This window comes from Oxalicibacterium sp. (assembly GCF_035565035.1).
Classification (GTDB): domain Bacteria; phylum Pseudomonadota; class Gammaproteobacteria; order Burkholderiales; family Burkholderiaceae_D; genus Oxalicibacterium.
In genome coordinates this window covers 1-12,859 of record NZ_DATMTD010000095.1, presented here as the reverse complement: position 1 = coordinate 12,859, position 12,859 = coordinate 1, and the positions used below count along the sequence as shown (strand labels likewise).

The window sequence follows — 12,859 nt, the reverse complement described above, 5'->3', positions numbered from 1 at the left end:
AGTGTATGAAAATGACCACCATTCAGAAAAAACTTTTTGCCATTCTGCTCGGCACGGCCGGCGCATTTTTTCTTCCTGCGGCATCGACGTTAGCTGCGCCGGTGGCGTCTCCCACGGTTGCGGCCTTGCCGGACTTCACCGATCTGGTTGAAAAAACCGGCCCTGCCGTCGTCAATATCCGCACAACCGAGAAAGCCAAGGTCAGTCAGGGCGGTGATCTGACGCAAGACGAGGAAATGCAGGAATTCTTCCGTCGCTTCTTCGGTGCGCCATTGCCGCCGGCGCAACCATCGCCGCGCGGCCGCAAGCAGGCACCGGCGCCGGATGCTGAAGAAGAGGTGCCGCGCGGTGTGGGATCGGGTTTCATCATTTCCGCTGACGGTTACGTGATGACGAATGCTCACGTGGTTGAAGGTGCGGACGAGGTCTATGTCACGCTGACCGACAAGCGCGAGTTCAAGGCCAAGATCATCGGTTCCGACAAGCGCACCGATGTCGCGATCGTGAAAATCGAGGGCAGCAATCTGCCGCGCCTGACGATGGGCGATTCCGACAAGATTCGTGTCGGCGAATGGGTGATTGCAATCGGCTCGCCATTTGGTCTCGACAATACGGTGACGGCCGGGATTGTGTCGGCCAAGGCACGCGACACCGGAGAATACCTGCCGCTGATCCAGACCGACGTCGCGGTCAATCCGGGCAATTCGGGCGGCCCGCTGATCAATATGCGTGGCGAAGTGATCGGTATCAATTCGCAGATTTACAGCCGTTCCGGCGGTTACATGGGGATTTCGTTTGCAGTGCCGATCGACGAAGCGATGCGCGTCGCGGATCAGTTGCGCGCGAGCGGCAAGGTGACCCGTGGCCGTATTGGCGTGCAGATCGGGGAAGTGACGAAGGATGTCGCCGAATCGCTGGGTCTGACACGAACACAGGGGTCGATGGTGCAACGTGTCGAACCGGGCAGCCCGGCCGAAAAGGGCGGCGTCGAAGTGGGTGACGTGATCCTGAAATTCAACGGAGTGGCGATCGAGCGTTCCAGCGATCTGCCGCGCATGGTTGGCAGCACCAAACCGGGTACGCGTTCGACGTTGACGGTTTGGCGCAAGGGCGCATTGCGCGACCTGACCCTGACCATCGCTGAACTGGAGGCGGATGACACGGCCGCTGCTCCTCAGAAGAAGCCGAAAGCTGCGCAAGTGCCGAATTCGCTGGGACTGACGGTCTCCGATTTGACACCGGCGCAGATCAAGGATTTGAAGATCGAAGGCGGTGTGCTGGTCGAATCGGCAGAGGGCGCGTCTGCCCGTTCGGGCCTGCGAGCAGGCGACGTTCTGCTGCGCTTGAACAATACCGATATCAAGGATGCACGCCAGTTCGCTGCGCTGGTAGCGAAACTGGAAGCGAAAAAGACCGTATTGCTGCTGGTGCGACGCGGTGAGTCTTCGCAATTCGTAACGGTCAAGCCGACCGCGCAATAACGATCATTTCAAGAAAAGGCTGCACGCTGAACAGGCTGCAGCCTTTTCTTTTTTCCTCGTCGGAACACGTCTTGATTCATTTCACGCTTTATTCGCGAAGCTACTGCCACCTGTGCGAAGACATGCTTGCAGCATTATCTGCTCTGGCGATCGAGGACAGCACGATCGATGTCATCGACGTGGATGCGGACGAAACATTGGTGGCGCTATACGATGAACTCGTGCCGGTACTGATGGCGCAACGTGACGATGAGCCGGGGAAGCGGCTTTGCCATTATTTTCTGGATGAAGCAGCAGTGCGGACGTTCGTTGCCGGCGATTGAAGAACATGCCCCTGCCTGGTGTTGCATAAATGATCATGTTGGCACCTTTGGCGCACGCCGGAAATTACCGGCTTTCCCCTCTGAAATCCGGTAAAATGCCGGGGCTGTCATCCTCTGTAACAAGGCGCTCGCCTCGGGGAAAACCCCGCACTGAGCGCTTTTTTTGTAATTGTCATCCGGTTAATGAACAACATCCGCAATTTTTCCATCATCGCCCATATCGACCACGGTAAATCGACCCTTGCCGACCGCATCATTCAGTTGTGCGGTGGCCTGTCCGATCGCGAAATGGAAGCGCAAGTACTCGACTCGATGGATATCGAACGCGAGCGCGGCATTACCATCAAGGCGCAAACGGCGGCGTTGAGTTACAAGGCACGCGACGGCCAGGTCTACAACCTGAACCTGATCGACACCCCGGGTCACGTCGATTTCAGCTATGAAGTCAGCCGTTCGCTGTCCGCCTGCGAAGGCGCCTTGCTGGTGGTCGATGCATCGCAGGGTGTGGAAGCGCAAACGGTTGCGAATTGCTATACCGCGCTCGACCTCGGCGTCGAAGTCGTGCCGGTGTTGAACAAGATCGATCTGCCGTCCGCCGATCCGGCGAACGCCAGTGCAGAAATCGAGGAGGTCATCGGCATCGATGCCAGTGACGCCGTGCATTGCTCGGCAAAGACCGGCCTGGGTGTGCAGGACGTGCTCGAATCACTGATCACGAAGGTGCCGCCACCGCAAGGCGATCCGGATGCACCGCTGCAGGCGCTGATCGTCGATTCATGGTTCGACAACTATGTCGGCGTCGTGATGCTGGTGCGCGTCAAGAATGGCACGCTGCGTCCGAAGGACAAGATTCTGCTGATGGCAACCGAGTCATCGCACCTGGTGGAAAGCGTCGGCGTCTTCACGCCGAAATCGATCGCACGTGAATCGTTGTCGGCCGGTCAGGTCGGTTTCGTCATCGCCGGCATCAAGGAGCTGAAAGCTGCCAAGGTGGGCGATACCGTCACGCTGGTGAGCCGTCCGGCGAAGGAGCCGTTGCCTGGTTTCCAGGAAGTGCAACCGCAGGTATTTGCCGGCCTGTTCCCGGTCGAAGCCAACCAGTACGATGCGTTGCGCGACTCGCTGGAAAAACTGAAACTGAACGATGCAGCGCTGATGTACGAACCGGAAGTATCGCAGGCGCTGGGCTTCGGTTTTCGCTGCGGTTTCCTCGGCCTGCTGCATATGGAAATCGTGCAGGAACGTCTCGAACGCGAGTTCGACATGGACCTCATCACGACAGCACCGACCGTGATCTACGAAGTCGTGCTGCGTGACGGCACGATACTGATGGTCGACAACCCGTCGAAGATGCCCGACCCGTCGAAGATCGAGGAAATCCGCGAACCGATCGTCACGGTCAATTTATACATGCCGCAGGAGTATGTTGGCTCCGTCATCACGTTGTGCACGCAGAAGCGTGGTATCCAGATGGACATGAGCTATCACGGCAAGCAGGTCAAACTGATTTACGAAATGCCAATGGCCGAGATCGTGCTCGATTTTTTCGACAAGCTCAAATCCACCTCGCGTGGCTATGCGTCGATGGATTACGAGTTCAAGGAAAATCGCGCTTCCGATGTCGTCAAGGTCGACATGCTGATCAACAGCGAAAAGGTCGATGCGCTCGCCATCATCGTTCACCGCAGCAGCAGTCAATATCGCGGACGTGCGGTGGCGGCGAAGATGCGCGAACTGATTCCGCGGCAGATGTTCGATGTCGCGATCCAGGCAGCGATCGGTGCCAACATCATCTCGCGCGAAAACGTCAAGGCGCTCCGCAAGAACGTGCTGGCCAAATGCTATGGCGGCGATATCAGCCGCAAGCGTAAGTTGCTCGAAAAACAAAAAGCCGGCAAGAAGCGGATGAAGCAGGTGGGTTCGGTGGAGATCCCGCAGGAGGCGTTCCTGGCAATTCTACAAGTGGAAGATAAATGACACTGCAAGACATCCTCGGTAATTTCTCCTTGATCCTGTTCATCCTGACGGTCGTGACGGGCGTTATCTGGTTTCTCGATACCTTCCATCTGGCCAGGAAGCGCCGCGCACGCGCCGATGCGGTGCTGGCGGAATTCGATGCGCGCAATGCCAAGTTGGCGGGCGATGGCATCAAGCCGGACGACAACGGCCGCGCCGCATTGAAGGCGAACCTGTTGCGGCAGCCGACCTGGATCGAATATTCGGGCAGCTTCTTCCCGGTCATCGCGCTGGTATTTTTTCTGCGCTCATTTCTCTACGAGCCGTTCAAGATTCCATCGACGTCCATGCTGCCGACGCTGCAGGTCGGTGACCTGATACTGGTCAATAAATACACTTACGGTATTCGATTGCCGATCATCAACAAAAAGGTCATCGAAATCGGCGACCCGCAGCGCGGGGACGTGATGGTGTTCAAGTTTCCGGAAAACATGTCGCTGGATTACATCAAACGTGTTGTCGGCGTTCCCGGCGATACCGTGACGTATCGCAACAAGCGCCTGATCGTCAACGGAAAGCCGGTTTCGTACAAGCCGTTGCCGGATTATCTTGACGAAGAAACGTTGAGTTATTCGAAGAATTTCACCGAAAACCTGAACGGTGTCGCCCACAATATCCTGACCAATCCGCGCGCGCCGGCGTATGTGCCGAATCCGCACGACTTCCCGCATCGTGAATTGTGCAGCTACGACGCAGAAGGATTTACGTGCAAGGTCCCGGCTGGACAATATTTCATGATGGGCGATAATCGGGATAACAGTCTGGACAGCCGGTACTGGGGTTTTGTGCCGGACAGAAATATTGTCGGAAAGGCATTTTTGGTCTGGATGAATCTTGGCGATCTGGGCCGTATTGGCAGCTTCAAATAATCTCGATCAGGAGCATACTCATGGCATTGTCGTTGTCGCGCATCCGTCGTAATGAACAAGGTGTTTCCCTGACCGGCTTGATCGTGCTGCTGGCGATTGCCGGCGTGATTGCCGTGCTGGCGATGAAAGTGGTGCCGACATTTACCGAATACATGTCGATCAAGAAGGCAATTGCCAGCGTCAAGGCGCAGGGCGGCTCGATTCCGGAAATGCGTGCTGCCTTCAACAGGCAGGCAGAAGTCGGTTACATCGATTCCATCGATGGCAAGGATCTGACGATCGTCAAGAATGGTGACGATGCCGACATCAGTTTTGCGTATCAAAAAGTCATTCCGATGATCGGTCCGGTCAGCCTGTTGATCGATTACGCCGGCTCCACCAACGACCGGGCGCCGAAACCAGCTGTGCCTTAATTAAGGGCGGCGAACAGAAAGCACGAAACGACAGAAAAATGGATGTAACGTTATTGCAGACCCGGCTGGGCCACACTTTCAAGGATGCTGTCCTGCTGCAGCAGGCACTGACGCATCGCAGCCACAGCGGCGTGCATAACGAACGGCTGGAATTTCTGGGCGACTCGATTCTGAACTGTGTGGTGGCGTCGCTGCTGTTCGATCGTTACAGCAAGATCGATGAAGGTGATTTGTCGCGCCTGCGTGCCAATCTGGTCAAGCAGCAATCGCTGTACGAAATTGCGCAACGGCTGGAGCTGTCGCACTTCCTGCGCCTGGGCGAAGGCGAATTGAAATCCGGCGGTTTCCGTCGTCCGTCGATTCTGGCCGACACGCTGGAAGCATTGTTCGGTGCAATTTTTCTGGATGCCGGTTTCGATGCTGCGCGCGATGTCATTCGTTCGCTGTACATTCCGATCCTCGATACCGTCGATCCGAAAACGCTTGGCAAGGATGCCAAGACCTTGCTGCAGGAATATTTGCAGGGAAAAAAAATTCCGCTGCCGCAGTACAACGTCGTCGCCACACACGGCGCTGCACACAACCAGGAATTCGAAATCGAATGCCTGGTACCGAAACTGGACATTCAGGTATTCGGCACCGGCGGCAGTCGCCGTGCCGGTGAGCAGGCCGCTGCGAAGCTTGCACTTGAGGCAGTGCAGGCTACATTGGTGAAAACACCAGGCAGCGGGCGCAAGAGCAAGCCGCGTACCGCGCAACTGAAACTGGCAGGGATTGCCACGGTTCAACCGGATGCACCGCCAGTCGAAGAGGCGGTCAAACCAGCCAAAAGTACGCGTGCTGATGCCAAGTCCGCAAAAGAAACGAAACCTTCGCCGGTCGAATCAACGATCGATGACGGGCAGAAGAGCCTGATTGCCGAACCGGAAGTCAGGAATAAATCTGAAGCTGCATCTGATGCCGCTCCCAACACAACAACACACTCGAAGATTGCATGACTGAATCCGCCTCGCTGTCTCATTTCCGATGCGGTTATATCGCGATTGTCGGTCGCCCTAATGTCGGAAAATCGACATTGATGAATGAATTGATTGGTGCCAAGGTCAGCATCACTTCGCGCAAGGCACAAACCACGCGTCACCGCATTACCGGAATCCAGACTCTCGACGACGCGCAGTTCGTCTATGTCGATACGCCGGGTTTCCAGACGCGTCATTCGAACGCGCTGAACAAGACGCTGAACCGGACCGTCACGAACACGCTGACAGCATCGGATGTGATCCTGTACGTGATTGAAGCCGGCACCTTCAGTCAGGCCGACCAGCAGGTGCTCGACCTGATTCCGAAAAACGTCCCGTGCATTCTGGTCATCAACAAATCCGATCGCGTCAAGGACAAGGCAGCATTGATGCCGTTTGCGCAGGAGATTGCTGCAAAACGTGACTTCACTGCGATCGTGCCGGTATCGGCCAAGCAGCGTTTTCAGCTTGACAGTCTGCAGAGCGAAATCAAGAAACACTTGCCGGAAAATCCGCCGATTTTCGGTGAAGACGACATCACCGATCGCAGCGAAAAATTCCTTGCTGCAGAAACCGTGCGCGAAAAAGTTTTCCGTTTCGTCGGCGACGAGTTGCCGTACACCAGCACGGTCGTCATCGAGAAATTCGAGCAGGAAGGCAATCTGCGTCGTGTGTTCGCCGCCATCCTGGTCGAACGCGACACCCACAAGTCAATGGTCATCGGCAACAAGGGCGCAAAGCTCAAGGATATTTCGACACAGGCGCGCCTCGACATGGAGCGCCTGTTCGGCGGCCCGGTGTATCTGGAAATCTGGGTCAAGGTCAAATCGGGCTGGGCCGATAACGAGGCCGGCTTGCGCGCTTACGGTTACGAATAACCGCATCCACATGGCCGCACTTGCCGATGCCACTTCCACAGCACCTTTGCGCGATGCAACCGCATCGGCGGATAACGATGGTGCATTGACCGTTTCCACTCCGGCAAAGCCACCTGCGCGTCGGGCACGTACCACAGAAAAAGAAACGCGCATCATCGATCAACCGGGCTTCGTCCTGCACAGTTATCCCTACAAGGAAACGAGCCTGATCGTCGATGTCTTCTCGCGCGATCATGGCCGTATTGCACTGATCGCCAAAGGCGCCAAGCGGCCGCATTCCAAACTGCGCGGCGTGCTGCAAACATTTCAGCCATTGTCGGTCGGCTGGAGCGGCAAATCCGAAGTGCGTACATTGATCGCTGCAGAATGGGTCGGCGGGCTGCTGCCACTCGAAAAATCCGCCTTGCTGTGCGGCTTCTATCTGAATGAACTACTGGTCAAGTTACTGGCGCGCGACGATCCTCATCCGGTATTGTTCGATCATTATGTCAGCGCGTTGAATCAACTGGCGCATGACGAACCGGCCGCCATCGTGTTGCGCAAGTTCGAGCGTGCGCTGCTGAAGGAAAGTGGCGTGGCAGGCGACTGGTCGCAATGTACGTCGAGCGGCGGGCAAGTCGAATCCGAACGGATGTACGTGATCGATCCCGAAAAGGGACCCCGTCCGGCGCGTCCTGCCGACACATGGCCGCGCGTGTCAGGCAAGACGCTGCTCGACATGGAGGGGGAAAATTACAACGATGCAACGACACAGGCACAGAGTAAATTCCTGATGCGTTTTCTGCTGGCACATCATCTCAATGGCACCGCCCTGAACACGCGACAGATCCTGATCGATCTGCTGCAGCTTTGACGGAACAATTTGACGGAACATCAACGATGAGTTTTCTGCAACCGAATCATTCCACAATCGAACTCGGCATCAACATCGACCACGTTGCGACATTGCGCAATGCGCGCGGTACGGTTTATCCTGATCCGTTGCAGGCGGCGTTGCTGGCGGAGGAAGCCGGGGCCGATGCCATCACGCTGCATTTGCGCGAAGATCGTCGCCATATCAAGGATGCAGATGTCGAACTGATCCGTCCGCAATTGCACACGCGCATGAATCTGGAGTCGGCGGTGACAGCGGAGATGGTCGATTTCGCCTGTCGCATCAAACCGCAGGATGTATGTCTTGTACCGGAGCGACGCGAAGAAGTGACGACGGAGGGCGGGCTGGATGTGGTCCGCTATTTTTCAGACGTGCGGGCAGCTGTGCAGCAACTGCAAAACGAGGGCATACGCGTCAGCCTGTTCATCGATCCCGATGCGGCGCAGATTCAGGCTGCCGCTGAAGCCGGTGCTCCGGTAATCGAGTTGCATACCGGGCGTTATGCAGACGCACATAATGAGGGCGAACAGCGCAGCGAATTGCAACGTATCGAAGCTGGCGTGCTGGAAGGCATCAAGCGCGGATTGAAAGTCAATGCAGGTCACGGACTGCATTACACCAATGTGCAAGCGGTGGCCGCGATTCCTGATATCGCTGAACTCAACATCGGTCATGCAATCGTTGCGCACGCCGTATTTGTCGGTTGGCAGAACGCCGTACGTGAAATGAAGGCCATCATGGTTGCTGCACGTTTGGCAGGATGCGCGCAATGATTTACGGCATCGGTACCGACATCATTCAGATCGATCGTATCGAAGCGGCGCTTGGTCGCCACGGCGAACGCTTTGCCGAACGAATTCTGGGCACGGAAGAACTACAGAAATACCATCGACGCAAGGCAAAAGTCGAGGCTCGCGGCTTGCGATTTCTGGCGACACGTTTCGCCGCCAAGGAGGCTTTTTCGAAAGCGATCGGACTTGGCATTCACATGCCGATGACGTGGCGTGCGATGCAGACGCTGAACGCGCCGAGCGGCAAGCCGATTGTCGTCACCAGTGGAAAACTGGAACAATACATGCAGGAAAACGGATTGACTGCGCAGGTGTCGATTACCGACGAAACCGACTACGCAGTTGCCTTTGTAATCGTGGAGAAAAAATGAACGCAGCATCCCATGCAAATTCGTCGACCGCGCCGGTCGTATTCGGCCCGGTCATGCTGGACGTCGTCGGGACGACGTTGAGCGCAGAAGACATTCGTCGCGTTCAACATCCGTTGACCGGCGGCGTGATTCTGTTCGCACGTAATTATCAGAACCGTGCGCAGCTGACGGCATTGACCGCGGCGATTCACGCAGCGCGCCCGGGCATCGTGATTGCCGTCGATCATGAAGGTGGTCGCGTGCAGCGCTTCAAGACCGATGGCTTCACACATTTGCCGGCAATGCGCAAGCTGGGTGCGTTGTGGGACAACGATGTGCTGGCAGCGACGAAGGCTGCGACCGATGTCGGATATGTGCTGGCCGCCGAGTTGCGCGCCTGCGGCGTCGACCTGTCGTTCACGCCGGTCCTTGACCTCGACTATGGCGAATCGGGCGTGATCGGCGATCGCGCTTTTCATCGCGATGCACGTGTCGTCACATTGCTGGCGAAAAGTCTGAATCACGGCCTGGCACTGGCCGGCATGCTCAATTGCGGCAAGCATTTTCCTGGACACGGTTTTGTGAAGGCGGATTCTCATCTCGAGATTCCGGTGGACGAGCGTGAACTGAAGCAAATTCTTGCAGAAGACGCCGCGCCTTACGACTGGCTCGGCCTTGGCCTCGCGGGCGTGATGCCGGCACATGTGATCTATCCGAAAGTGGACAAGCATCCAGCAGGTTTTTCGCGTAAATGGTTGACGATGCTGCGTAAGGATTTCGGTTTCGACGGTATCATTTTCAGCGACGATTTGAGCATGGAAGGTGCCAGTGTCGCCGGTACGGTAATCGATGGTGCGCACGCAGCACTCGATGCCGGATGCGACATGGTGCTGATCTGCAATTCGCCGGACAAGGCCGATCAACTACTGGCCGGCCTGTCGCCAAAACAGGCTTGGGCACAGACAAGATCGGCTGCGCGAATTGCTGCGCTGACACCGCAGGTGCCTGCATTGGCGTGGGAAGCATTGCAGCAGGAGCCGCGATATCAGGCTGCAAAAAAAGCTGCGCTGGCACTGGCGGCGGCATAAACCTCTTTAGCTGACATTCATGTCCGAAACCGATCTGCCGGATCCGCGCGATATCGTTCTGGAAACAGTCGCGAAACTACCGAATCTGCCCGGCGTGTATCGCTATTTCGACGCGGATAACAACCTGCTGTATGTCGGCAAGGCACGGGATCTGAAGAAGCGTGTTTCCAGTTACTTTCAGAAGAATATTGCGAGTCCGCGCACGGCATTGATGGTCGAACGCATCGCACGTCTGGAAACGACCGTGACGCGTAGTGAAGCCGAGGCGCTGCTGCTGGAAAACAATCTGATCAAGACGCTGCAGCCACGTTACAACATCCTCTTTCGCGACGATAAATCCTATCCGTACCTGAAGATCACCGGCCAGGAATTTCCGCGCATGGCGTATTACCGCGGTGCGGTCGACAAGAAGAATCAGTATTTCGGTCCGTTCCCCAGCGGCTGGGCGGTCAAGGAATCGATGCAGATTCTGCAGAAGGTATTTCTGCTGCGTACCTGCGAGGATTCGGTGTTCGCCAATCGTACACGGCCGTGTCTGCTGCATCAGATCCATCGCTGCAGCGCGCCATGCGTCAATTTCATCAGTCGTGACGATTACGCCATCGATGTGGAGAATGCCGCCAAGTTCCTGCGGGGGCGTCAGACCGAAGTGCTGGAAACGCTGCAAGCCAAAATGCATGCCTATGCGGAAGAACTGAAGTTCGAGCAGGCGGCGGCAGTCCGTAATCAGATCAATGCATTGTCGCGCGTGCTGCATCAGCAAAGCATGGAGACCGGTAATGATGCGGATATCGACATCATCGCCGTCATCGTTCAGGGAGGTCGCGCGTGTGTGAATCTGGCGATGGTGCGTGGCGGACGTCATCTCGGCGATCGCGCCTATTTCCCGACGCATGTCGACAATGCACCGACCAATGCGGAAGAATCGCTGGCGGCTGAAGTGATGAAGGCGTTTCTTGCGCAGCATTACATCGATAAATTCATTCCCTCGACGCTGATCCTGAATACCGAGTTCGACGAACCCGAATTGATGCTGGCGTTGATGGAGCAATGCGGCCATCGCATCAACCTGATTTTCCAGCCGCAAGGCGCACGTCGCCAGTGGCTGGAAATGGCGCAGAAGGGGGCCGAGATTGCACTGGCTCGTTTGCTGTCCGAGCAGGGATCGCAGCAGACGCGGACGCGATTGCTGCTTGATGCGTTGGGAATCGAGGTTGAAGATATCGAAGCCTTCCGCGTCGAATGCTTCGACATCAGCCATACGCAGGGCGAAGCGACGCAGGCATCCTGCGTCGTGTTCCATCACCATGCCATGCAGAACGGCGAATATCGCCGTTACAACATCAACGACATCACGCCGGGCGACGATTACGCCGCAATGCGTCAGGTCTTGCTGCGACGATACGAGAAAGTGGCAAATGGCGAGGGCGTCATGCCTGATGTTGTGCTGATCGACGGTGGCAAAGGGCAGGTCGAAATGGCGCGGCAGGTCTTTGTCGAACTCGGTCTGGACATCAGCCTGATCGTCGGCGTGGCGAAAGGCGAAGGGCGCAAGGTCGGGCTGGAAACATTGGTGTTTGTCGATGGTCGCGCACCGCAGGAATTGGGCAAGGAATCCGGTGCGCTGATGCTGATTGCGCAGATTCGCGACGAGGCGCATCGCTTCGCGATCACCGGCATGCGTGCCAAACGTGCCAAGGCACGCCAGACCTCGCGTCTGGAGGAAATCGAAGGCATCGGTGCCAAGCGGCGGCAAAAACTGCTGGCGCGTTTCGGCGGCTTGCGTGGGGTTGTCGATGCCAGCGTCGAGGAATTATCGTCGGTCGAAGGCATTTCGCGGCAATTGGCAGAAGACATTTACAAGCAATTGCATTAGATTACGGGTGCGGCGCTCGCGGTTGCGTGCATCGTGCACATTCGTCAATGTAAAGTTCGATATGCCCGTCAATATTCCTATTCTTCTTACCTGGCTGCGCGTTGCGCTGATTCCATTGATGGTCGGCGTTTTGTATTTGCCGGATTCATGGCTGGGACCGTTCGACAAGAGTCTTGCTTCCACACTGATCTTCATCATTGCAGCGTTGACGGACTGGATCGATGGTTTTCTCGCGCGACGCTGGAATCAGACCTCTGCATTCGGCGCCTTTCTCGACCCGGTTGCAGACAAGTTGATGGTGGCCGGCGCCTTGCTGGTGCTGATCGAATTCGGTCGTGTGAACGCCGTCATTGCCTTCATCATCATCGGCCGAGAAATCACCATTTCTGCCTTGCGTGAATGGATGGCGCAGATCGGTGCATCGAAATCGGTCGCCGTGAGCTCGCTGGGCAAGATCAAGACGATCGCGCAAATGGTGGCCATTCCGATGCTGCTTTATTACGACAATTTCTTCGGTATCGATACACGGATCTGGGGCCAGTGGCTGCTGCTGGTTGCAGCGGTATTGACGGTCTGGTCAATGTTTTACTATCTGCGCAAGGCGTGGCCGCTGATCAAGGAAAGTGCCGGACATCTGCTGTAGAAGGTTGCCGGATTGCTTGACAAGCAAAGCCATTGCTCTATAATACGCACCTGTCGTCGCGGGAGTAGCTCAGTTGGTAGAGCGCAACCTTGCCAAGGTTGAGGTCGAGAGTTCGAGACTCTTCTCCCGCTCCAGATTTCTTGAAAAGGGAAGCTGATTCAGAGGCTTCCTTTTTTATTGATGACGTTGCGGTGGCAATACATCGCACGATCATCGAATGCAGTATCCATGCGGGAGT

Annotated in this window: 13 protein-coding genes and 1 tRNA gene; all 14 read left to right on the top strand. The window is 56.3% G+C overall.

Annotated elements, in window-relative coordinates:
• Positions 1-11: 11 nt before the first annotated feature.
• The 14 genes from VN114_RS08715 to VN114_RS08650 all read left to right on the top strand — a co-directional run bounded on the left by VN114_RS08715 (position 12) and on the right by VN114_RS08650 (position 12,755).
• Positions 12-1,481 carry a DegQ family serine endoprotease gene (locus VN114_RS08715; protein WP_325513982.1) on the top strand — a complete coding sequence of 490 codons (1,470 nt, stop codon included), beginning with the start codon at positions 12-14 and terminating at the stop codon, positions 1,479-1,481.
• Positions 1,482-1,552: 71 nt separating this feature from the next.
• Positions 1,553-1,804 carry a glutaredoxin family protein gene (locus VN114_RS08710; RefSeq protein ID WP_325513980.1) on the top strand — a complete coding sequence of 84 codons (252 nt, stop codon included), beginning with the start codon at positions 1,553-1,555 and terminating at the stop codon, positions 1,802-1,804.
• A gap of 183 nt (positions 1,805-1,987) precedes the next feature.
• Complete coding sequence (gene lepA, locus VN114_RS08705) at positions 1,988-3,781, top strand: translation elongation factor 4 (protein WP_325513978.1); 1,794 nt, start codon at positions 1,988-1,990, stop codon at positions 3,779-3,781.
• On the top strand, positions 3,778-4,689 hold the full coding sequence (gene lepB / locus VN114_RS08700; protein WP_325513976.1) for a signal peptidase I: 912 nt from the start codon (positions 3,778-3,780) through the stop codon (positions 4,687-4,689). The genes lepA and lepB overlap by 4 nt, the downstream gene beginning before the upstream one ends.
• A 20-nt stretch (positions 4,690-4,709) precedes the next feature.
• A complete protein-coding gene (locus VN114_RS08695; protein ID WP_325513975.1) occupies positions 4,710-5,102 on the top strand; it encodes a DUF4845 domain-containing protein in 393 nt (130 codons plus the stop codon).
• Positions 5,103-5,140: 38 nt separating this feature from the next.
• Complete coding sequence (gene rnc / locus VN114_RS08690) at positions 5,141-6,100, top strand: ribonuclease III (protein WP_325513973.1); 960 nt, start codon at positions 5,141-5,143, stop codon at positions 6,098-6,100.
• The gene (era, locus tag VN114_RS08685; protein WP_325513971.1) at positions 6,097-6,999 is read left to right on the top strand and encodes a GTPase Era; all 903 of its coding nucleotides are present in this window, start codon (positions 6,097-6,099) and stop codon (positions 6,997-6,999) included. The genes rnc and era overlap by 4 nt, the downstream gene beginning before the upstream one ends.
• 10 nt (positions 7,000-7,009) lie before the next feature.
• Positions 7,010-7,852 carry a DNA repair protein RecO gene (gene recO, locus VN114_RS08680; protein WP_325513969.1) on the top strand — a complete coding sequence of 281 codons (843 nt, stop codon included), beginning with the start codon at positions 7,010-7,012 and terminating at the stop codon, positions 7,850-7,852.
• 26 nt (positions 7,853-7,878) lie between these two features.
• Complete coding sequence (pdxJ, locus tag VN114_RS08675) at positions 7,879-8,646, top strand: pyridoxine 5'-phosphate synthase (RefSeq protein WP_325513968.1); 768 nt, start codon at positions 7,879-7,881, stop codon at positions 8,644-8,646.
• Complete coding sequence (acpS, locus tag VN114_RS08670) at positions 8,643-9,035, top strand: holo-ACP synthase (RefSeq protein ID WP_325513966.1); 393 nt, start codon at positions 8,643-8,645, stop codon at positions 9,033-9,035. The genes pdxJ and acpS overlap by 4 nt, the downstream gene beginning before the upstream one ends.
• On the top strand, positions 9,032-10,102 hold the full coding sequence (nagZ, locus tag VN114_RS08665; RefSeq protein ID WP_325513964.1) for a beta-N-acetylhexosaminidase: 1,071 nt from the start codon (positions 9,032-9,034) through the stop codon (positions 10,100-10,102). Before acpS ends, nagZ begins: the two co-directional genes overlap by 4 nt.
• Positions 10,103-10,121: 19 nt before the next feature.
• Positions 10,122-11,978, top strand: a complete 1,857-nt coding sequence (uvrC, locus tag VN114_RS08660; protein WP_325513962.1) for an excinuclease ABC subunit UvrC — start codon at positions 10,122-10,124, stop codon at positions 11,976-11,978.
• Positions 11,979-12,039: 61 nt separating this feature from the next.
• The gene (gene pgsA / locus VN114_RS08655; protein WP_325513960.1) at positions 12,040-12,621 is read left to right on the top strand and encodes a CDP-diacylglycerol--glycerol-3-phosphate 3-phosphatidyltransferase; all 582 of its coding nucleotides are present in this window, start codon (positions 12,040-12,042) and stop codon (positions 12,619-12,621) included.
• A 58-nt stretch (positions 12,622-12,679) separates the two neighbouring features.
• Positions 12,680-12,755, top strand: a tRNA-Gly gene (locus VN114_RS08650).
• The last annotated feature ends 104 nt before the right edge of the window (positions 12,756-12,859 follow it).